The sequence below is a fragment of the Kitasatospora sp. NPDC017646 genome (genome assembly GCF_044329365.1).
Classification (GTDB): Bacteria; Actinomycetota; Actinomycetes; order Streptomycetales; family Streptomycetaceae; genus Kitasatospora.
In genome coordinates, this window is sequence record NZ_JBIRJC010000041.1 from 1 (window position 1) to 20,074 (window position 20,074).

The 20,074-nt window shown below is 71.0% G+C and carries 20 protein-coding genes and 4 pseudogenes; 8 read left to right on the forward strand and 16 right to left on the reverse strand.

Annotated elements, in window-relative coordinates:
* A pseudogene (locus ACH4J0_RS35550) lies at positions 1-119 on the reverse strand (acyl-CoA dehydrogenase); the annotation flags it as partial.
* Positions 120-326: 207 nt separating this feature from the next.
* On the opposite strand from ACH4J0_RS35550, the gene ACH4J0_RS35555 reads away from it, so the two are divergent.
* Complete coding sequence (locus ACH4J0_RS35555) at positions 327-1,664, forward strand: UDP-glucose dehydrogenase family protein (RefSeq protein WP_396245280.1); 1,338 nt, start codon at positions 327-329, stop codon at positions 1,662-1,664.
* Between the two features lie 311 nt (positions 1,665-1,975).
* On the opposite strand, the gene ACH4J0_RS35560 is transcribed toward ACH4J0_RS35555, so the two are convergent.
* Positions 1,976-2,401 carry a CoA-binding protein gene (locus tag ACH4J0_RS35560; protein WP_396245282.1) on the reverse strand — a complete coding sequence of 142 codons (426 nt, stop codon included), beginning with the start codon at positions 2,399-2,401 and terminating at the stop codon, positions 1,976-1,978.
* A gap of 129 nt (positions 2,402-2,530) precedes the next feature.
* Here ACH4J0_RS35560 and ACH4J0_RS35565 point away from each other — a divergent pair.
* A pseudogene (locus ACH4J0_RS35565) lies at positions 2,531-2,737 on the forward strand (CoA-binding protein); the annotation flags it as partial.
* 4 nt (positions 2,738-2,741) lie between these two features.
* Here ACH4J0_RS35565 and ACH4J0_RS35570 read toward each other — a convergent pair.
* Genes ACH4J0_RS35570 through ACH4J0_RS35580 form a run of 3 tightly spaced genes read right to left on the reverse strand, consistent with a single transcriptional unit; the run spans position 2,742 to position 5,650 of the window.
* Positions 2,742-3,953 (reverse strand): dipeptidase, encoded by a 1,212-nt coding sequence (locus ACH4J0_RS35570; protein WP_396245284.1) that lies wholly within the window; start codon positions 3,951-3,953, stop codon positions 2,742-2,744.
* 33 nt (positions 3,954-3,986) lie between these two features.
* A complete protein-coding gene (gene purE, locus ACH4J0_RS35575) occupies positions 3,987-4,514 on the reverse strand; it encodes a 5-(carboxyamino)imidazole ribonucleotide mutase (RefSeq protein WP_396245285.1) in 528 nt (175 codons plus the stop codon).
* Entirely contained in the window at positions 4,511-5,650 is a 1,140-nt protein-coding gene (locus ACH4J0_RS35580; protein WP_396245362.1) for a 5-(carboxyamino)imidazole ribonucleotide synthase, read from the reverse strand. Before ACH4J0_RS35580 ends, purE begins: the two co-directional genes overlap by 4 nt.
* A 290-nt stretch (positions 5,651-5,940) precedes the next feature.
* Between ACH4J0_RS35580 and ACH4J0_RS35585 the strand changes: the two genes are divergently transcribed.
* Both ACH4J0_RS35585 and ACH4J0_RS35590 read left to right on the forward strand, forming a co-directional pair.
* Positions 5,941-6,459, forward strand: a complete 519-nt coding sequence (locus ACH4J0_RS35585; protein ID WP_396245288.1) for a GtrA family protein — start codon at positions 5,941-5,943, stop codon at positions 6,457-6,459.
* 123 nt (positions 6,460-6,582) lie between these two features.
* A pseudogene (locus tag ACH4J0_RS35590) lies at positions 6,583-6,885 on the forward strand (ester cyclase); the annotation flags it as partial.
* A 48-nt stretch (positions 6,886-6,933) separates the two neighbouring features.
* Here the strand turns inward: ACH4J0_RS35590 and ACH4J0_RS35595 are convergent.
* Both ACH4J0_RS35595 and ACH4J0_RS35600 read right to left on the reverse strand, forming a co-directional pair.
* Positions 6,934-8,181 (reverse strand): ATP-binding protein, encoded by a 1,248-nt coding sequence (locus tag ACH4J0_RS35595; RefSeq protein ID WP_396245363.1) that lies wholly within the window; start codon positions 8,179-8,181, stop codon positions 6,934-6,936.
* Positions 8,182-8,244: 63 nt separating this feature from the next.
* Positions 8,245-8,919 (reverse strand): response regulator transcription factor, encoded by a 675-nt coding sequence (locus ACH4J0_RS35600; RefSeq protein ID WP_030290974.1) that lies wholly within the window; start codon positions 8,917-8,919, stop codon positions 8,245-8,247.
* 328 nt (positions 8,920-9,247) lie between these two features.
* On the opposite strand from ACH4J0_RS35600, the gene ACH4J0_RS35605 reads away from it, so the two are divergent.
* Positions 9,248-10,756: a peptide MFS transporter gene (locus ACH4J0_RS35605; RefSeq protein ID WP_396245289.1), complete on the forward strand. Its 1,509-nt coding sequence runs from the start codon at positions 9,248-9,250 to the stop codon at positions 10,754-10,756.
* A gap of 83 nt (positions 10,757-10,839) precedes the next feature.
* On the forward strand, positions 10,840-12,855 hold the full coding sequence (locus tag ACH4J0_RS35610) for a prolyl oligopeptidase family serine peptidase (RefSeq protein ID WP_396245291.1): 2,016 nt from the start codon (positions 10,840-10,842) through the stop codon (positions 12,853-12,855).
* A gap of 140 nt (positions 12,856-12,995) precedes the next feature.
* On the opposite strand, the pseudogene ACH4J0_RS35615 reads toward ACH4J0_RS35610, so the two are convergent.
* The 6 genes and pseudogenes from ACH4J0_RS35615 to ACH4J0_RS35640 form a co-directional block, all read right to left on the reverse strand.
* Positions 12,996-13,067 (reverse strand): annotated as a pseudogene (locus tag ACH4J0_RS35615) (hypothetical protein); the annotation flags it as partial.
* A 240-nt stretch (positions 13,068-13,307) separates the two neighbouring features.
* Positions 13,308-13,619, reverse strand: a complete 312-nt coding sequence (locus ACH4J0_RS35620) for a hypothetical protein (protein ID WP_396245292.1) — start codon at positions 13,617-13,619, stop codon at positions 13,308-13,310.
* Entirely contained in the window at positions 13,603-13,920 is a 318-nt protein-coding gene (locus ACH4J0_RS35625; RefSeq protein WP_396245293.1) for a hypothetical protein, read from the reverse strand. The genes ACH4J0_RS35620 and ACH4J0_RS35625 overlap by 17 nt, the downstream gene beginning before the upstream one ends.
* Positions 13,921-14,195: 275 nt before the next feature.
* The gene (locus ACH4J0_RS35630) at positions 14,196-14,318 is read right to left on the reverse strand and encodes a hypothetical protein (protein WP_396245295.1); all 123 of its coding nucleotides are present in this window, start codon (positions 14,316-14,318) and stop codon (positions 14,196-14,198) included.
* Positions 14,315-14,566, reverse strand: a complete 252-nt coding sequence (locus ACH4J0_RS35635) for a hypothetical protein (RefSeq protein WP_396245297.1) — start codon at positions 14,564-14,566, stop codon at positions 14,315-14,317. The genes ACH4J0_RS35630 and ACH4J0_RS35635 overlap by 4 nt, the downstream gene beginning before the upstream one ends.
* Positions 14,563-14,928 (reverse strand): ATP-binding protein, encoded by a 366-nt coding sequence (locus ACH4J0_RS35640; protein ID WP_396245298.1) that lies wholly within the window; start codon positions 14,926-14,928, stop codon positions 14,563-14,565. Before ACH4J0_RS35640 ends, ACH4J0_RS35635 begins: the two co-directional genes overlap by 4 nt.
* 281 nt (positions 14,929-15,209) lie before the next feature.
* Here ACH4J0_RS35640 and ACH4J0_RS35645 point away from each other — a divergent pair, with 281 nt between their 5' ends.
* Together ACH4J0_RS35645 and ACH4J0_RS35650 are read left to right on the forward strand one after the other, a co-directional pair.
* The gene (locus ACH4J0_RS35645; RefSeq protein WP_396245300.1) at positions 15,210-16,073 is read left to right on the forward strand and encodes a helix-turn-helix domain-containing protein; all 864 of its coding nucleotides are present in this window, start codon (positions 15,210-15,212) and stop codon (positions 16,071-16,073) included.
* Positions 16,066-16,266, forward strand: coding sequence for a DUF397 domain-containing protein (locus ACH4J0_RS35650; RefSeq protein ID WP_396245302.1), 201 nt, complete (start codon positions 16,066-16,068; stop codon positions 16,264-16,266). Before ACH4J0_RS35645 ends, ACH4J0_RS35650 begins: the two co-directional genes overlap by 8 nt.
* Before the next feature lie 58 nt (positions 16,267-16,324).
* Here the strand turns inward: ACH4J0_RS35650 and hutI are convergent, their stop codons facing one another.
* The 3 genes from hutI to ACH4J0_RS35665 are packed head-to-tail and all read right to left on the reverse strand — an operon-like array spanning position 16,325 to position 20,070.
* The gene (hutI, locus tag ACH4J0_RS35655) at positions 16,325-17,500 is read right to left on the reverse strand and encodes an imidazolonepropionase (RefSeq protein ID WP_396245304.1); all 1,176 of its coding nucleotides are present in this window, start codon (positions 17,498-17,500) and stop codon (positions 16,325-16,327) included.
* Between the two features lie 36 nt (positions 17,501-17,536).
* A complete protein-coding gene (locus ACH4J0_RS35660; protein WP_396245364.1) occupies positions 17,537-18,880 on the reverse strand; it encodes a formimidoylglutamate deiminase in 1,344 nt (447 codons plus the stop codon).
* 8 nt (positions 18,881-18,888) lie between these two features.
* Positions 18,889-20,070 carry an allantoate amidohydrolase gene (locus ACH4J0_RS35665; RefSeq protein ID WP_396245365.1) on the reverse strand — a complete coding sequence of 394 codons (1,182 nt, stop codon included), beginning with the start codon at positions 20,068-20,070 and terminating at the stop codon, positions 18,889-18,891.
* Positions 20,071-20,074 lie beyond the last annotated feature (4 nt).

Here is a 20,074-nt window from a genome sequence, read left to right on the forward strand (position 1 = left end):
TCCGCCGCGAACGGAGCGATCTTCGCCTCGGCCAGCGAACGCACCGCCTCACGGAGCATCTCGTGCTCCTCGGAGATGCGGAAGAGATCGAAGTCAGCCGCCCCTGCGCTGCCCGCCATGATGCCTGCCTCGTCGTCCAGTGACCGACGTCCGAACGACGTCTGATCCGAGTCGAATCGCGGTTAACTACCGTTCAGTAGAGATCCTAGGGCTCCGACCTGCGGCTGCCTAGCGTCCTCGGCGTGCGGGCGAACGGTGCCGACCCGAGCCGGGCGGATAGCATCAGGGGCACCCTCTACTGGTCGAACCTGCACTAAGGGGAACCCGTGACCCTCCGCATCTCCGTGATCGGCACCGGCTACCTCGGCGCCACGCACGCCGCCGCGATGGCCGAGTTCGGCTTCGAGGTGCTGGGCCTGGACATCGACCCCGACAAGATCGCCACGCTCACCGCCGGCCAAGTGCCGATGTACGAGCCGGGCCTGTCCGAACTGCTGCTCAAGCACGTGGCCGGGCACGAGGGATCGACCGGGCGGCTGCGCTTCACCACCTCCGCCAAGGAGGCCGCCGAGTTCGGCGACGTGCACTTCATCTGCGTGAACACCCCGCAGCGCAAGGGCGAGTTCGCCGCCGACATGACGTACGTGGACACCGCGTTCGACGAGCTCGCGCCGCACCTGACCCGCCCGGCGCTGGTGGTCGGCAAGTCCACCGTGCCGGTCGGCTCGGCGGCCCGGCTGGCCGAGCGGCTGGCCGCGCTGGCGCCGGTCGGCGAGGCGGCCGAACTGGCCTGGAACCCGGAGTTCCTGCGCGAGGGCTTCGCCGTCCAGGACACCCTGCGCCCCGACCGGATCGTGGTCGGCGCCCAGAGCGAGCGGGCCGAGCAGCTGCTGCGCGAGGTGTACGCGGACCCGATCGCCGCCGGGGTGCCGTTCCTGGTCACCGACTACGCGACCGCCGAACTGGTGAAGGCCGCCGCCAACTCCTTCCTGGCCACCAAGATCTCCTTCATCAACGCGATGGCCGAGGTCTGCGAGGCGGCCGGCGCGGACGTCACGCTGCTCTCCACCGCGCTCGGGTACGACGAGCGGATCGGCCGCAAGTTCCTCAACTCAGGCCTCGGCTTCGGCGGCGGCTGCCTGCCCAAGGACATCCGGGCGTTCATGGCGCGGGCCGGCGAACTCGGCGCCGACCAGGCGCTGACCTTCCTGCGCGAAGTCGACTCGATCAACATGCGGCGCCGCTCGCGGATGGTCGAGCTGGCCCGCGAGCAGTGCGGCGGCGGTTTCCTGGGCCGCCGGGTCGCCGTCCTCGGCGCCGCCTTCAAGCCCAACTCGGACGACATCCGGGACTCCCCGGCCCTCAACGTGGCGGCGCAGATCCAGCTCCAGGGCGCCCAGGTCACCGTCTACGACCCGAAGGCCGTGGACAACGCGCGCAAGATGTTCCCCTCCCTGGCGTACGCCGACTCCGCCATGGAGGCCGCCGAGGGCGCCCACGTCGTCCTCCACCTCACCGAGTGGGCCGAGTTCCGCGAGCTCGACCCGGCCGAGCTCGGCGCCGTCGTCGCCGAGCGCCGCCTGCTCGACGGCCGCAACGTCCTCGACGCCGAAGCCTGGCGCGCCGCCGGCTGGACCTACCGCGCCCTCGGCCGCCCCAGCTGATCCCACCCCCCGGCCCGCCCGGACGCCGACTCCGTCGAACGTGTTCGAACCGCATGCGAAGATCCGCTCGTCGACGGTACGGGAGACCGGGGGGTTCTTCATGCGCAGGCGGTTCACAACGGTGTGCGCGGGGGGGAGAGACTTCCCGCTCGACGGACGTCATCTTCCGCAGGTGGACGGCCACCTCTTCTGCTTCCCCTCCCACGGCAGCCTGGGGCGGGGCCAGATTTCGGCCCCACCCCCGCCCGTCCCTCGGAATTCCAGGTTGCCTCAGGTGCGCGGGCGCTCCCAAATAACGGTGTCGATAGCGCCTATCGGACCCGATTTGCCAGGCCGAGGCGGGGAATCTCGATGGCGGGGCACTTGTCCATCACCATGGACAACCCTGCAGCCTGTGTCCGCTCGTACGCGGCTTCATCGATCACGTCGAGCTGGAACCAGACGGCCTTGGCACCGATCGCGGCCGCCTCGTCCGCGACATCCCCGGCGAGGTCGGAGCGGACGAAGACATCCACAACGTCGACCTCGAAGGGGATGTCCGCGAGGGACGCGTACCCCTTCTCGCCGTGCACGGTCTCGGCCTTCGGGTGCACCGGCACGATGCGCTTGCCGAAGCGCTGCAGGACCTCGGCCACGCCATGGGCCGCCCTCCGCTGGTTGGACGAGAGGCCCACGACGGCCCAGGTGTCGCCCAGTTCGGTGAGGATCTTCCGGACCGTCTCCGGGTCGCCATACATGTCCTGCCTCCTCGCAGCCGAGTACCGAGAACTCACCAGACCCCAGCACTGCCGCCCCGCCGACCATTCCCTGCCGAGATCTGCGCTGGTCAGCGCGCCAGGTCGACATGAAATCGGATGGCACCTGGCGTAACCGTCCCGGTCGACGTGGTGGACGTGTTCGCGAACAGTTCGCCCGCCGGGGAGGTGGCGGGCCAGGCGGTGGCGGCCGGGGCGAAGGCGGTCTGGTTCCAGCTCGGCGTCATCGACGAGGCCGCGTACGGGCGGACCCGGGCCGCGGGGGTCCCGATGGTGATGGACGGGTGCCCGGCCATCGAGATCCCGCGGCTGGGCTGAGGACTCAGGCCCCGCCGTCGAGCTGGGCGATGGTGGCGATGGAGGGCCGTCGGCTCGCCCGCAGCGTGGCGGCGACGGACTCGGCGTCGCGCAGCACGCGGACGGCGTTGTGCCAGGTGAGCTTGGCCAGGTCGGCCTCCGACCAGTGGCGGCCGAGGAGTTCGGCGACCAGGTTGGGGTAGCCCGCCACCGAGTCGAGGCCGTCCGGCAGGAAGGCGGTGCCGTCGAAGTCGCCACCGATGCCGATGTGGTCGATGCCCGCGACCTCGCGCATGTGGTCGAGGTGGTCGGCCACGGTCGACGGGGTGGCGATCGGGCGCGGGTTGGCGGCCTCGAAGGCGCGCTGGCGCTCCATGGCCGGCGGGGTGGTGTCCAGCGGGTGGAAGCCGTGGGCGCGCATGTTCTCGTCGGCGGCCAGGGTCCACTCGATCGCGGCGGGCAGGATGAACTTCGGGACGAAGGTCGCCATCGCCACCCCGCCGTTGGCGGGCAGCTGGGCGAGCACGTCGTCCGGGATGTTGCGCGGGTGGTCGCAGACCGTGCGGGACGAGGAGTGCGAGAAGACGACCGGCGCCTCGGTGACCCGCAGGGCGTCCCGCATGGTGTCGGCGGAGACGTGCGAGAGGTCGACCAGCATGCCGAGCCGGTTCATCTCCCGGACGACCTCCTCGCCGAACCGGGTCAGCCCGCCGGCCACCGGCTCGTCGGTCGCGGAGTCGGCCCACGGCACGTTGTCGTTGTGGGTGAGCGTCAGGTAGCGCACGCCGAGCTCGTACAGGGCACGCAGGGTGGCCAGTGAGCAGTCGATCGAGTGGCCGCCCTCGGCACCCATCAGCGAGGCGATCCGGCCCTCGGCGCGGGCGGCCTCCATGTCGGCGGCGGTACGGGCCAGGCGCAGCCGGTCCGGGTAGCGTTCGACCAGGGCGTGGACGAAGTCGACCTGCTCCAGGGTGGCGCTCACCGCGTGGTCGCCGGCCAGCGAGGCGGGCACGTAGACGGACCAGAACTGCGCGCCGACCCCGCCCTCCGCGAGGCGGGCGAGGTCGGTGTGCAGGCGGTCGCTCTGGTCGGCGGCGAGGTCGAGCGCGCCGAGGTCGTACCCGGCCTGCTCGCGCATCGCCCAGGGGAGGTCGTTGTGACCGTCCACCACGGGGGCGGTGCGCAGCAGGGCGCGGGCGGCGGCCAGCGGGGTGGCGGAGTCCGTCTGAGGAGTCATACGGGCTGTTCTACCCCACCGGGTCGTCAGGCCTTACTTGCTGCCGAAGCCGAACGGCGGGGCCCCGGCCACCTTGGCCCGGAGCTTCTTGCCCTTCTCGGTGGCCTGGTTGTTCAGCTCGGCCTGGAAGTCGGTCATCTTCTCGGCGAGCTCCGGGTCGAAGGCGGCGAGCATCCGCACCGCGAGCAGACCCGCGTTGCGCGCGCCGGCCACCGACACGGTCGCGACCGGGACGCCGGCCGGCATCTGGACGATGGACAGCAGGCTGTCCATCCCGTCCAGGTAGCGCAGCGGCACCGGCACGCCGATGACCGGCAGCGGGGTGACGGAGGCCAGCATGCCGGGCAGGTGGGCCGCGCCGCCGGCGCCCGCGATGATCGCCTTCAGACCGCGCTGGTGGGCGTTCTCGCCGTACGCGACCATCTCGCGGGGCATCCGGTGGGCGGAGACGACGTCCACCTCGTAGGGGACCTCGAACTCGTCCAGGGCCTGGGCGGCGGCCTCCATGACCGGCCAGTCGGAGTCCGAGCCCATCACGATGCCAACGACAGGAGAGGTCATTCGGTGATCGTTCCTCGCAGGTAGGCGGCCGCATGGCGGGCGCGCTCGCGGACGTCGTCGAGGTCGTCCCCGAAGACGTTGACGTGGCCGACCTTGCGGCCGGGCTTCACGTCCTTGCCGTACATGTGGATCCGCAGCCCCGGGTCGCGGGCCATGCAGTGCAGGTAGGCGTGGTACATGTCCGGGTAGTCGCCGCCGAGGACGTTGACCATGACGGTCCACCTGGCGCGCGGCCGGGGGTCGCCGAGCGGGAGGTCGAGGACGGCCCGCAGGTGGTTCTCGAACTGCGAGGTGACGGCGCCGTCCTGGGTCCAGTGCCCGGAGTTGTGCGGGCGCATGGCGAGCTCGTTGACCAGGATCCGGCCGTCCCGGGTCTGGAACAGCTCGACGGCCAGGTGGCCGACGATGCCGAGGTCGCCGGCGATCCGAAGGGCGAGCTGCTGGGCCTCGTCGGAGAGGGCGGGGTCGAGGTCCGGCGCGGGGGCGGTGACCTCGGCGCAGACGCCGTTCTCCTGGACGCTCTCCACGACCGGGTAGGCGACGGCCTGGCCACTGGGCGAGCGGACCACGCTGGCGGCCAGCTCGCGGACGAAGTCGACCTTCTCCTCGGCCAGCACCGGGACGCCTGCCAGGAACGGGGCCTGCGCCTGCTGCTCGTCGTCGACGACCCAGACGCCCTTGCCGTCGTAGCCGCCGCGGACGGTCTTCAGCACGACCGGGTAGCCGGTGCCCTCCTGCGCGAAGGCGGTGACATCGGCCGGGTCGGCGACGATCCGGTGCCGGGGGCAGGGCACCCCGATGGAGTCGAGCCTGGCCCGCATCACGCCCTTGTCCTGGGCGTTGACCAGCGCATCCGGGCCGGGACGGACGGCGATGCCGTCGGCCTCCAGGGCCCGCAGGTGCTCGGTGGGGACGTGCTCGTGGTCGAAGGTGATGACGTCGCAGCCGGCGGCGAAGCGGCGCAGGGTGTCGAGGTCGCGGTAGTCACCGAGGACGACGTCGGAAACCACCTGTGCGGCGGAGTCCTGGGGAGTGTCGGCGAGGAGCTTGAACCGGACCCCGAGCGGGATTCCCGCCTGGTGTGCCATGCGGGCCAGCTGCCCGCCACCGATCATGCCCACCACTGGAAAATTCACATTGCCCGGGGAAGTCACCCCGCCAGGATATCCGGGCCGGTGGGGGGCCTTGGAGCCGCGGTGGGGCCGTGAGTAGTGGACGCGCGTAGATGTCAACCCCCGTCCCGGACGGCTGAGCCGTTCGGTGGAAGCGGGTAGCCTGGACGGCCAGGTCCTCGTCCGCGCGGTCGGATCATGTGCGTGCACGCAGGGCTCAAGGGATGGTTGCGTCCCAGCGATCCGTCCTTTCGACCCGCGTACACATGGAGGCCAACGGTATGGCGACGACCGCAGCTTCGGAGCCCTCGCTCATGCAGAAACTGCGTGGGCTCAGGGGTGAGGCGGTGAAGTTCGGCATCGTCGGCCTGACCGGCGTGATCGTCAACGCGGGCGTCTTCTGGGTCTGCCTGAAGGCGACCGGGCCGGTCAACTCCTTCTCGGGCTACATCGCCACCGGCGTCGCGATCGGCACCAACTACCTCGGCTACCGCTACTGGCTCTACCGCGACCGGGACGCGGCCTCGCGCAAGCGCGAGATCACCCTGTTCCTGATCTTCAGCGCCATCGGCATGCTGATCGAGAACGGCATCAACGCCTTCTCGGTGCACGTGCTCGGGTACCACTCGGCCACCAGCCAGCTGATCGCCAAGAACGTGATCGGTCTGATCGCCGGCACGGCCTTCCGGTTCTTCTCCTACCGGACGTGGGTCTTCAAGGCGCTGCCGGAGACCGAGCCGGGCGTCGACGCCGCCGCCGGCGGCCAGGAGCTGGCCGCCCAGGCCGAGCTGATGCTCGTCACCGAGCAGATCCGCTTCGCCAAGGCCGAGTAGGTCCCTCCCGCCTTGCCCGGGCTCCGCCCCTTGCCCGGTCCGCCTCCGCGAGAGGACAGTGGTGACCGAGGGCGAGCACGGCCCGCGGACGATCGAGGCCGAGGGGGTCCCAGGAGGCGCGCCATGACGTTCGTCCAGATCATCGACTGCAAGACCGACAGGCTCGACGACCTCAACCAGCTGATGGACACCTGGGTCGAGGCCACCGACGGCACCCGGACCGCCTCGCACGCGGTGGTCGGCACCGACCGCTCCGACACCCGGCACGTGGTGGAGATCGTGGAGTTCCCCTCCTACGAGGAGGCGATGCGCAACTCCAAGCTCCCCCAGACCGACCGGATCTTCCGCGAGATGGTGGCGCTCTGTGACGCGCCGCCCACCTTCACCAACCTCGACGTGGTCCGCGACATGCGGCTCGACAGCGCCTCGTGACCGGTCCCGGCGACTGGCCCCGGTGACTGGTGGCCCCGGTGACTAATCCTGGTGGCTGCGGCCGAGGAAGAGCGCGAACACCGCGGGCTTCAGCGAGAGCAGCTCCAGCCGACCGCCGTCCGCCTCCGCCAGGTCGCGGGCGACGGCCAGGCCGATCCCGGTGGAGTTGCGGCCGCTGACCGCTCGCTCGAACACCCGGTTGCCGAGGTCGGCCGGCACCCCGGCGCCCTGGTCCTGTACCTCGACCACCACCGAGGTGCCCGAGGGCCGCACCCGCAGGGTGATCGTCCCGGCGCCGTGCATCAGCGAGTTCTCGATCAGGGTGGCCAGCACCTGGGCCACCGTCCCCGGGGTGCCGACCGCGGTGACCCCGTGCAGGCCCTCCAGCGACAGCACCCGGCCCTGCTCGCGCAGCGTCGGGCCCCACTCCTCCACCTGCTGTTTGATCACCTCGTCCAGGTCGAAGGCGACGGCGGTGGGGCTGCGCGGGTCGCGCTGGGTGGTGAGCAGTCGCTGGACGACGTCGGTGAGCCGCTCGACCTGCTGGAGGGCGATGGTCGCCTCCTCCTTGACGGTCTCCGGATCCTCGGCCAGGGAGGTGATCTCCTCCAGCCGCATCGACAGCGCGGTGAGCGGGGTACGCAGCTGGTGCGAGGCGTCGGCGGCGAGCCGGCGTTCGGCGGTGAGCATCCGGGCGATCCGCTCGGCGCTGGTGTCCAGCACCTCGGCGATCCGGTCCAGTTCGGGCACCCCGTAGCGGCGGTCGCGCGGGCGCGGGTCTCCGGAGCCGAGCCGTTCGGCGGTCTCGGCGAGGTCGGTGAGCGGCCGGGCGAGCCGCTTGGCCTGCCAGACGGCGAGCGCCACGGCGGCCTGGACGGCCAGCAGGGCGACCACGCCGAGCAGCAGCAGGTTGTTGGTGATCTCGTGGTCGACGTCCTCGCGGGACTGCTCGACGGTGACGATCTCACCGCTGTTGCCGCGCTCGGCGGCCCTCAGCAGGTGGTTCCCGGACGGGCGGTCACCGGCCGAGACCACCGGCTGGCCGGGGATCTGCACCTCGACGTAGCTGCCCTCGGTGACCTGGCTCTCGAAGACCCGCCCTTCCTTGACCGACTCGCCCGCGGCGAGCCGGCTGTCCACCAGGGCGAGCACCCGGACGGCGGCCGCGTCCACCCGGTCCTGGGCCGAGCTGACGATCGTCCGCTTCTCGACCAGGGCGAGCGGCACGCAGAACACCACGACGACCACCAGGACGACGACCAGCAGCGAGTTGATCATCCGGCGTTTCACGCTGCTGCTCCCCGAGGTGTTGCGCTTCATCGGCCGCCGCCCGGCCACGATCTCCGTGCGGGGTTAATTCTTCTCGAACCGGAACCCCACCCCGCGCACGGTGGCGATGTAGCGCGGGTTCGCCGCGTCGTCGCCGAGCTTCTTGCGGAGCCAGGAGATGTGCATGTCCAGGGTCTTGGTCGAGGTCCACCAGGTGGTGTCCCAGACCTGCCGCATGATCTCCTCGCGGGTGACCACCCGGCCGGCATCGCGGACCAGGACGCGCAGCAGCTCGAACTCCTTGGCGGAGAGGGTCAGCTCCTCCTCGCCGAGCCAGGCGCGGTGGGACTCGATGTCGATCTTCACCCCGTGCGCACCGGTGGTGAGCTGGTCGACGTTGCCGCGCCGGAGCAGGGCCCGGACGCGGGCGAGCAGTTCGGCCAGCCGGAAGGGCTTGGTGACGTAGTCGTCGGCGCCGGCGTCCAGGCCGACCACGGTGTCGACCTCGTCCGCACGGGCGGTGAGCACCAGGACGGGGCAGCTCTTGCCGTCGGCGCGCAGGCGGCGGCAGACCTCAAGGCCGTCCATCTCGGGCAGGCCGAGGTCGAGGACGACGAGGTCGACCTCCTCGGTGAGGCCGGCGGCGAGGGCGGTCGGACCGTCCTCGCGGACGAGCACCTCGTAGCCCTCCCGTCGCAGGGCCCGGGCGAGCGGTTCGGAGATCGCCGGGTCGTCCTCGGCGAGCAGCACACAGGTCATGTGGTGATGGTAGTCCGCTCGGGTAAGCCCGTACGCCCTGTGAGGTAGTTCACAGAGCGTGATCGTTATACAAGGGGTTGATGGGGGCCAACAGGGGGACACCAACCGGTCGTTCGGCGAAGAATTTCGTCTTGGATCTTGAAACTGAAGGAAGAGCCGCCGGTCTACCATCGAACAATCGGGCAGATCTGAGGCGAACTTTGCCATTCCCATACCTGATACGTGGCTTTTGTCATCTGATAACGCCAAATATCGCCACGTACAGTGGTTGAAGTTCGTCCGCCGCCACCCCCCTAGGCGGACGCGATCAGGCAAGGAACCACTACTCATGGCGTCTACGACCCTGGACACCGGCGTCACGTCGGCCAACCCCAGCGGCAAGACCTTCCTCGGCCACCCCCGGGGACTCGCCACTCTCTTCATGAGCGAGATGTGGGAGCGCTTCAGCTACTACGGCATGCGCGCCCTGCTGGTGCTCTACATGACCGCCTCCGTCGCGGACGGCGGCCTGGCCATGAAGACGGCCGTCGCCGCCGCCGTGTACAGCGTTTACACGGCCATGGTCTACCTGCTCGCCCTCCCGGGCGGCTGGATCGCGGACCGCTTCCTCGGCGCTCGCAAGACCGTCGCGGTCGGCGGCACGATCATCATGATCGGCCACTTCCTGCTGGCGGTCCCCTTCAGCGCGTCGTTCTTCGTCGGCCTCGCCTTCATCGCGGTCGGCTCCGGCCTGCTCAAGGCCAACATCTCGACGATGGTCGGCCACCTCTACGACGGCCCGAACGACCCGCGCCGCGACGGTGGCTTCACCGTCTTCTACATGGGCATCAACCTCGGTGCCTTCGCGGCCCCGCTGGTCATCGGCACCGTCGGCCAGAGCGTCAGCTGGCACCTGGGCTTCGCCCTCGCCGGTGTCGGCATGGCCCTCGGCCTGGGCCAGTTCCTGCTGGGCACCCGCCACCTGAGCCCGAAGAGCAACGTCGTCACCTCGCCGATCACCCCGGACGAGAAGCGGAAGATCTTCACCAAGGCGGGCATCTGGCTGGCCATCGCCGCCGTCTTCTACGGGGTCGTCGCCGCTACCGGCCACTTCACCATCAACTGGGCGATCTGGCCGCTGTCCATCGCGGGCCTGGCGATCCCGGTCCTGGTCTTCACCAAGGTGAAGCGCGACAAGGACCTCGACGCCAACGAGCAGTCCAAGATGAGCGGCTACATCTGGTTCTTCGTCGCCGCCGCCGTGTTCTGGATGATCTACGACCAGTCCGGCTCGACGCTGAACATCTTCGCCGACGAGCACACCGCGTCCACGCTGTTCGGGTTCAACTTCCCGTCCAGCTGGTTCCAGTCGCTCAACCCGCTGTACATCATGGCGCTGGCCCCGGTCTTCGCCTGGATCTGGGTCGCGCTGGCCCGCCGGTCGAAGAACCCCAGCACCACCATGAAGTTCGCCTTCGGTCTGCTGATGATCGGCGCCTCCTTCATCGTCATGATGCTGGCGATGGCCTCCGCCTCCGGCGACACCAAGGTCACCCCGCTGTGGCTGGCCATGGTCTACCTGGTCCAGACCGTCGGTGAGCTCACCCTCTCCCCGGTCGGCCTGTCCGTCACCACCAAGCTGGCGCCGACCAAGTACGCCAGCCAGATGATGGGCGTCTGGTTCCTCGCCGTCACCGCGGGTGACTGCGTCGCCGCCATCTTCCAGCTGGTGCTGGGCGACAAGGTGGTCGGCGGAACCGCGTACTTCGCGGTGCAGGGCGTCATGGCGATCGTCGCGGGTGTCGCGCTGGCGATGTACCGCAAGAAGGTCGTCAAGCTCATGGGCGACGTGCACTGACGTCCGCCCGGTGAAGCTCCGGGGCCGCCGTGGATTCCTGAGATCCGCGGCGGCCCCGGTCGTTTTCTGTCTACGGTGCCCGCATGGCCACCGACTCGTTCCCTCAGCAACTCGCCCGCACCAGACGGTTCACCCTGGGCGTCCCCGTCCAGCCGGAACCCTCCGCCGACGGTTCGACCGTGCTGTTCCTGCGCAGCCGGGGCGGTAGCGACCCACTCACCTGCCTCTGGGCGCTGGACGCCGACAGCGGCGAGGAACGGCTGATCGCCGACCCGGGCACGCTGGGCTCCGCCGGCGGGATCACCTCGTACAGCGCCGACGCCGGCGGATCCCTCGCCGCGTTCGTGCTGGACGGCGCGCTGTGGCTGGCCGACGCCGTCTCGGGCGGCGTGCGGGCGGTCCCCTCCGCGGCCGAACCGCAGGATCCCCGCCTCGACCCCACCGGCCGCACGATCGCCTACGTCAGCGGCGGCGCCCTGCGGGTGGTCGGCGCGGACGGCACGGGCGACCGCGCGCTGGCCGAACCCGAGGACTGCGACATCACGTACGGCCTCGCCGAGCACGTCGCCGCCGAGGAGATGTACCGCACCCGAGGTCACTGGTGGTCCCCCGACGGCACCGCGCTGCTGGTCGCCCGGATCGACGAGCGCGCCGTGACCCGGCTCTTCCTCGCCGACCCGGCCGACCCGCAGCAGCAGCCGCGCGCCATCCGCTACCCGCTGGCCGGCACCGCCAACGCCGACGTCTCGCTCTGGCTGCTCGGCCTCGACGGCCGCCGCGCCGAGGTCCGCTGGGACCGCGCCGCCTTCGAGTACGTCACGGCCGCCGGCTGGGACGGCCACGGCCCGTACGCCGCCGTGCAGAGCCGTGACCAGCGCACCGTACGCACCCTGGCGATCGGCGCGGACGGCGGCACCACGGTGCTCGCCGAACGTTCCGATCCCCACTGGGTCGAGCTGCTCCCCGGCCTGCCGGTCCGCACGGCGGGCGGCGCGCTGGTCGACACCACCGACGAGGGCGACACCCGGCAGCTGACCGTCGACGGCAAGCCCGTCACGCCGGCCGGGCTGCAGCTGCGGGCCGTGGTCGGGACGGAGGACGAGGAGGTACTGTTCACCGCCTCGGAGGAGCCCACCGAGACACACCTGTGGGCCTACCTGCCCGATCTCGGCATACGGAAGCTGAGCAGCGGCCCCGGCCTGCACACCGGAGTGCGGCGCGGCGGCACCCTGGTGCTCACCACCCGCTCCCCCGACGGCCGGACCGAGGTGCTGCGAGACGGCGCGCCGTCATGGCCGCTCACCTCGTACGCCGAACCTCCCGTCGTCACCGCCCGACCCGAACTGCTCCGCCTCGGCCCGCGCGAACTGCGCGCCGCGCTCTACCTGCCCACCGGCCACCGCCCCGGCGACGGCCCGCTGCCGGTGCTGCTCGACCCGTACGCCGGGCCGGCCATGCAGAAGGTCACCACCGGAGGCGCCTGGTACGAGCAGGTGTCGCAGTGGTTCGCCGACCAGGGCTTCGCGGTGCTGGTGGTGGACGGCCGGGGCACCCCGGGGCGCGGGCCGCAGTGGGACAAGACGGTCTGGGGCGACAAGGCCGGTCCCCCGCTGGAGGACCAGATCGACGGCCTGCGGGAGGCGGCCCGACTGCGGCCCGGACTGCTGGACCTCGACCGGGTCGCCATCCGCGGCTGGTCCTTCGGCGGCTACCTGGCCGCCCTGGCGGTGCTGAGGCGCCCGGACGTCTTCCACGCCGCCTCCGCCGGGGCCGCCCCCACCGACTGGCGGCTCTACGACACCCACTGGCAGGAACGCTTCCTCGGCCACCCCGACCAGTACCCCGAGCACTACGACGACGGCTCCCTCATCGCCGAGGCCCCGAACCTGAGCCGCCCGCTCCTGCTGATCCAGGGCCTGGCGGACGACAACGTCTACCCCGCCCACGCCCTGCGGCTCTCCCACGCCCTGCTCGCCGCCGGTCGCCCCCACGAAGTCCTGCCCCTGCGGGCAACCGGCCACCGGCCGACGGACGAGGCCGTGGTGGAGAACCTGCTGCACCACGAACTGAACTTCCTGCGAAAGCAATTGGCCACGTAGAGGGCACCTGAACGCGCAGGAAGTCGGCCCGGCCGACTTCCTGCGCCAGACAACCGGGTCCATTGCCGGCCGTGTTCGTCCACGTAGTCCATGGAGGGCACCGACTCGGCCACGGCGATCCGCTGCCATTCCCGGTACTTCTCAGCGTCGCCCTCGACGGGCACGCGGTTGGTCCGTGTTCGGCCGGGCTCGAAGTTCATCAGGACGACGGTTGAGTCATCGAAGGTCCAGAAGTCCTGGTCGGGAAGCCCGGGTTCGGCCTGCCGGTCAGGTCGAGAATGCGAATGTCCTCGTCGGCCTTGGCATGCGGCGTGGGGCCGGTCGGTCGGTGCGCGGAGGGATCTCCAGCAGGGAGCAGGTGGCGATCACTCGCGGGGCCATCACCCCCCGGGGGGCCCGCGATGTTCGAGTTCACCGCTTTCCCCGGCGCGGGGCAGGTGCCCCAGCGTGAGCTACCGGCCCGTCTCGCGCTCGGTCGTCCTGCGCTGCATGTCCATCAGCATGGCCAGGGTCTCGGGGTGGACCGCGCTCCCGCCCTCGTCCAGGTCGTCGTCCAGGTCGTCATCGTCGTCGGCGGCCTGGGGGTTCTGACGTGCCTGCGGGAGCAGTTCGTCGTAACGGGGGTCGCCGGGCCGGTACTTGTGCCAGCCGTCGTAGTGGTACCCCTCCGCGGTCCTGCCGCCGTACTTCTGCCAGATGGTGACGCCGTCGGCGTCGAGCATCGGGTGCGCGGTGACTTCGTAGGGTTCAGAATGCTCGCTCAAAGTACTCCTTCAGGAGCTTCGCGGCCTCGCGGTCGCCGAACGTGAACGCCTTCAGCTTGTTCGCGGTCCAGTGGTTGAACGCCTCGGCGAAGAACTCGTGCGGCTGGCGGGTGTAGGCGTCCAGCTTCGGATTGCCGCCGATCCGGTCGAGGACCTGCTGCTGCACATGCTGCCAGTCCGGCTGACGACTCTTGAAGCCGTAGGCCTCGTCGACCGCGTGCCCGAACTCGTGGACGGCGACGCTGCTGGGCGTCTCGGCGCTGGAGTTGATCAGGAGCCTGCGCTCCAGGGGCAGGTACATGCCGTGTACGTTTTCCGTCCCACGCGTCGGCCACGGTACGCAGCTTGTCCGGGTCGGCGTCCGGCCACCACATGCCGGTGACCTTCTGGACGGCCTTCGCGGCCGCGGACTCACCCATGCGTCACCCCCGTACATGCTCACGAACCCACCGCTACGGTGACGAGATCGACGAACCGGCTGACGAGGTTTCAGGCTGAGCGCGTGATCCCGCTCACTCGGGAACGCCGTGCCCGCGAGGCCCTCGGCCTGGGTGGGCGAGGGCCATCGCGTGGGGTTCAGGGCTGGTCGTCGCGGTTCTCGGGGTGGGGCATCTTGAGGGTCGCGAGGACGCCGAGGGCGACGGTGGCGATCGCGAGGACGAGGAGGGCGACCAGGATCGCACCGACGAAGAACCTCACCGGTGCCACGCCTCGTCGCGCTCCAGGTCGCGGAGGAGATGGAGGAGATTGAGGAGGGTGCTGACCGGGGCGTTGCCGAAGTCGATCAGGATGCGGCCGTCGAGGGTCTTCTCGCCGGGCGCGGCGGAGCCCCAGAGGAGTCCGTACGGGAGGCCTCGCCGGTGCAACTCGCCGAGGAGGGCGGTGATCTGGGGCTCGGTGTAGTCGCGCATCCGGGGGTCGTCGGGCGCGACGGGGTCGCGGGTCACGCGAGGGAGTCCAGCTCGTACCAGGTGGTCTTGCCGCGCTTCTGCGGGTCGACGCCCCAGCGGTCGGTGAGGCCCTCGATCAGCTGGAGACCCCGGCCGGTCTCGGCGAGGCCGGAGGGGGTGCGGGGCTGCGGGAGGGCGTCGCTCTCGTCGGAGACGGTGACCCGGAGGGTGCGGTCGAGGATGGAGAACCAGACGACGGGCACGGGGGTGTCGCCGTGCCGCCAGGCGTTGGAGATCAGCTCGCAGAGGGCGAGTTCGGCGTTGAAGATGGCGTCGGCGCCCCAGCGACCGTTGCGGGTCATGGCGTCCCGCAGGGCCTGACGGGAGAGGGCGAGCGAGGGGGTGTTACGGATGCACACGGGAACCTCCGTGAGGCTGTGGCGCGGGAGAGGTCATGACGGTCGTCACCGTGAGCCAGGCCGGCGTGCGGCTGCTCTTCGGCGCACGGGCAGTAGGCGCCTACTGCCTTGAAAACAGGCATTACTGACGATCCGTCGCATCGAGCTGAGAATGACGATAGCGCATCGGAGCTTAACGTTAAGCTCGATGCGCGAAGGTTCCCCCGATGGAGTCATCCTCCGGATGGCCACCCCTGTGCGCGGCACGGCAGACTGGCGCCTGTACCGGCAGAAAGGACGCCATGGCCAACCGCCAGAATCCGACCCTTCGCCAGCGTCGACTCGGCGCTGAACTGCGGAGGATGCGAGAGCAGGCCGGCTTCGCAGGCAGCCACCTTGCCCGCTTGCTCGGTGTGACTCCTGCTCTGGTGACGCAGATGGAGAACGGGAAGTCCGCAGTCAGCGTGGAGCGCCTGCACGAGATCGCGGAGGCTTGCATGTGCGCCAACGCGCCCTTGGTCGACGCGCTCGCCGGGATGGCCAGGGAGCGAGATCGGGCCTGGTGGGATGAGTATCGCAACGCCCTCACAGCCGCCCCCATTGACGTGGCGGAAATGGAGGGACATGCGAAGAGGCTCAAGAGCTTCAACATCGGCTTCGTGCCGGGGCTGCTTCAGACGGTCCCCTATGCCGCCGCCGTGTTCGCGAGAGGTTTCACTCCTCTTCCCGGTCGCGAGGTCGATCGCAGGGTGGGGTTCCGCCTGCGCAGGCAGCAGACTATTCGATCAGGTGAAACGCCGTACGTGGCACTGGTCCACGAGGCAGCACTGCGAATTCAGTACGGCGGTCCCGCAGTACTCAGGGAACAGCTTGGTTCCCTCGTCGAAGACTCCGAGCTTCCGGGAGTCTCGCTGCGAGTCGTACCGTTCGATACGGCCGACTTCCCTGGCCCCAGTGAGAACCTGATCTACGCGGAGGGGCCGGTGCCGGAGCTGGACACGGTCCAGGCTGACTCGTCCCACGGCTCCCACATCTTCGACTCGCCCGCCCAGCTGACGGGCTACCGCGCAATCTTTGAGCGCATCGAAGCCGTCGCGCTCCCGGAGAGCGAGTCGCGAGATTACATTCGCTCGATCATGAAGGAACTGAACGACAGGTATGAATAGCTCCGAGTGGCAGAAATCCAGCTTCAGCGAAGCAGCCAGCAACTGCGTCGAGGTGCGCGCACGTGAAGGGGTGGTCGAACTCCGTGAGTCCGACGACGGCGAGGTAGTAATCCGCGCCACGCCCACCACGTTCGCCAAGTTGCTCCAGGCCGCCAAGGCAGGCGAGTTCGACCACCTGACCACTACCCCCTGAACGCGAAGCCCCCGCGCCCGCCACCCCGGGGGCGCGGGGGCCGTTCACAGTCCGGGCCTCAGACCTCCCGGATGCCCGCCCGCCAGACCGCCGCCGTCAGCGGCACGCCCGGCCGGTAGGCCAGGTGCACATGCGACGGGGCGTCCAGCAGCAGCAGGTCCGCCCGCGCCCCCACCGCCACCGTCCCGACATCACTGCGCCGCAGCGCGTGCGCGCCGCCCGCAGTCGCGGCCCAGACCGCCTCGTCCGGCGTCATCCCCATCTCCCGCACCGCCACCGCGATGCAGAACGCCATCGAACTCGTGAAGCTGGAACCCGGGTTGCAGTCCGTCGACAGCGCCACGACCGCCCCCGCGTCCAGCAGCCGCCGCCCGCTCGGGTACTCGGCCCGCGTCGAGAACTCCGCCCCCGGCAGCAGCGTCGCCACTGTCGCCGAACCCGCCAGCGCCGCCACGTCCTCATCGGTCAGATGCGTGCAGTGGTCCGCCGAGGCGGCCCCCAGCTCCACCGCGAGCTGCACGCCCGGCCCGTACGTCAACTGGTTGGCGTGCACCCTCGGCGTGAGGCCGCGCTCGATCCCCGCCGTCAGGACCGCCCGCGCCTGGTCGCCGTCGAACGCGCCCTTCTCGCAGAACACGTCCACCCAACGGGCGTGCGGCGCACAGGCGTCCAGCATCTCGCCGGTCACCAGGTCCACGTAACCCGCCGGGTCCTCGGCGTACTCGGGAGCCACGATGTGCGCCCCCAGGTACGTGGTCTCCGGGGTGTGCTTCGCCGCGATCCGCAGCGCCCGGGCCTCGTCCCCGACCGTCAGCCCGTAGCCGGACTTGCACTCGATCGTGGTGGTGCCCTGCCGCAGCGCCTCCCGGACGAACCCGGCGACGTTCGCGTCCAGTTCGGCGTCACTCGCCGCCCTGGTCGCCGCCACCGTCGTACGGATACCGCCCGCCGAGTACGACTGCCCGGACATCCGGGCGTTGAACTCGGCGGTGCGGTCGCCCGCGAACACCAGGTGGGCGTGCGAGTCGACGAAGCCGGGCAGCAGCGCCCGGCCCCCGGCGTCGAAGTGCTCGTCCGCCGCCGGGGCCTGCGCCGCCGGGCCGACCCAGGCGACGGTTTCGCCGTCGATCACCACGGCCGCGTCGGTGAGCAGGCCGAGCGGCCCGGTCCCGTGCCCGGGGTCGTTGGTGACCAGGCTGCCGATGCCCGTGATCACAGTGGTCCTGGTGCTCAAGTCAACGCCTTCCGAAGGGAGTCGGACAAGGAAAGTTCAGCAGTCCAGCGCGCCGATCGCGGAGCGCAGCGCCCCCGGCACGTCGGCCACCAGCTGGTGCACGCCGTCCCGCACGACGTGCCGCCCGCCGACCACCAGGTGCCGCACGTCCGCCGCCGAGGCCGCGAAGACGGCGATCTCGGCGCCGAGCCGGGGCGGCGGCCCCGCCGTACGGACGGAGTCCAGCGAGATCGCCGTGAAGTCGGCGAGCGCCCCGGCCTCGATCCGCCCGGCCTCGGGCCAGCCGAGCGAGGCGTGCCCGTCCTCGCCGCCGGCCCGCAGCAGCGCGTTGGCCGTCCAATGGCCGCGGGTCCTGGTCCGCAGCCGCTCGTCCAGCTCCAGCGCCCGGGCCTCCTCCCACGGATCGATGATCGCGTGGCTGTCGCTGCCCAGGCTGATCGGGCTGCCCGCCGAGGCGAGCCGGCGCGCTGGGCCGATGCCGTCGGCGAGGTCCCGCTCGGTCGTGGGGCACATGCAGACGGTGGTGGAGGAGTCGGCGAGGAGCTTGACGTCCTCGTCGGTGAGGTGGGTGGCGTGCACGGCCGAGGTGCGCGGGCCGAGCGCGCCGTGGTCGGCGAGCAGCCGGGTCGGGGTGACGCCGTGCGCGGCCAGGCAGGCGTCGTTCTCGGCGGTCTGCTCGGACAGGTGGACGTGCAGCGGCGCCCCGCGCATCGCCGCCCAGTGCGCGACGGTGCCCAGCTGCTCGGCCGGGACGGCCCGGACCGAGTGGATGGCGGCGCCGATCCGGGCGTGCTCGCGCGGCTTGAGCGCGTCCGCCCGCGCGGCCCAGGCCGCGGCGTCGCCGTCGCTGAACCGCAGCTGCGGGTGGGTCGGCTCGGCGCCGAAGCCGGAGGACAGGTAGCAGGTGTCCAGCAGGGTGATCCGGATGCCGGCCCGGGCGGCGGCCTCGACGAGCGCCTCGCCCATCGCGTTCGGGTCGGCGTAGCGGGCGCCGCCGCGCGCGTGGTGCAGGTAGTGGAACTCGCCGACGGCACTGATCCCGGCGAGCGCCATCTCGGCGTAGACGGCGGTGGCTAGCTCCAGGTAGCTGTCCGGGTCGAGCGCGTCGGCGAACCGGTACATGGTGTCGCGCCAGGTCCAGAACGTCCCCGAGCCGACCTGGACGTGCCCGCGCAGCGCCCGGTGGAAGGCGTGCGAGTGGGCGTTCGCCTGGCCTGGCAGCAGCAGCCCGTCCAGCCGGACGGCGTCCGGCGGGCACGGCCCGCTGTCCGGCTGGACCCGGTCGATCCGGCAGTCGGGGCCGAGGGTGATCAGCACGTCCGGCTCGACCGCCGGCCCGTTGGCGCCCGGCAGCCAGGCGTGCTGCGCCCAGTACCGCATCGGAACCGTCAGTGACACGCCAGGTCCTCCAGTACGTCGGCGAGGGCGGCGACCCCGGCCAGGCAGTCGGCCTCCTCGGCGTGCTCGGTCGGGGAGTGCGAGACGCCGGTGGGGTTGCGCACGAACAGCATGGCGGTCGGGATCGCGGACGCCAGGATCCCGGCGTCGTGTCCCGCACCGGTGGGCAGCACCGGGGCGTCGAGCAGCTTGGCGAGCCGGTCGCGCAGCGGGCCGTCGAAGTCCACCACCGGGGTGTAGGACTCGCGGGTCAGCTCGACCCGGACGCCGTCGCGCTCGCCGCGCTCGGCGGCGGCCCGCTCGATCTCGGCGACCAGCTCGGTGAGGGTGCGCTCGTCGGCGGCCCGGGAGTCCAGCCAGCCGCGCACCAGCGAGGCGATCGCGTTGGTGCCGTTGGGCTCGACCGCGACCTTGCCGAAGGTGGCCAGCGCGCCCGCCAGCTTCGCCTTCTTGCGGGCGGCGAGCACCGTGTTGGCGTACGTCAGCATCGGGTCGCGGCGGTCCTCGATCCGGGTGGTGCCGGCGTGGTTGGCCTCGCCGTGGAAGTCGAACCGCCAGCGGCCGTGCGGCCAGATCGCGCCGGCCACGCCGACCGGCTGCCCCTCGGCGAGGTGGCGGCCCTGCTCGACGTGGAGTTCGACGAAGGCGCCGATCCGGGCCAGCCGCTCGTCGTCCGCGCCGATCGCGGTGGGGTCGTAGCCGGCCTTCTCCATCGCGTCGGGCAGCCGCAGGCCGCCCGCGTCGCGCAACTCGTACGCGGCCTCGCGGGAGAGCACGCCTGCGGTCAGCCGGGAGCCGATGCAGGCCACGCCGAACCGGGCGCCCTCCTCGTCACCGAAGTTGACGATCGCCAGCGGCTTGTCGAACTCGACCCCGCGGGCGCGCAGTTCGTCCAGCGCGGCGAAGGAGGACACCACCCCGAGCGGGCCGTCGAAGGCGCCGCCGTCCGGGACGGAGTCCAGGTGCGAGCCGGTGACGACCGCTCCCTGACCATGAGGATCGCCCAGCCAGGCCCACTGGTTGCCGTTGCGGTCCAGCTCGTACGTCAGGCCGCGGCCGCGGGCCTGCTGCTCGAACCAGGCTCGGCACTCGGCGTCGGCGGAGTTCCAGGCGAAGCGGCGGTAGCCGCCGGAGGCGGCGGAGCGGCCCACGGGGAGCAGCTCCGCCCACATCTCT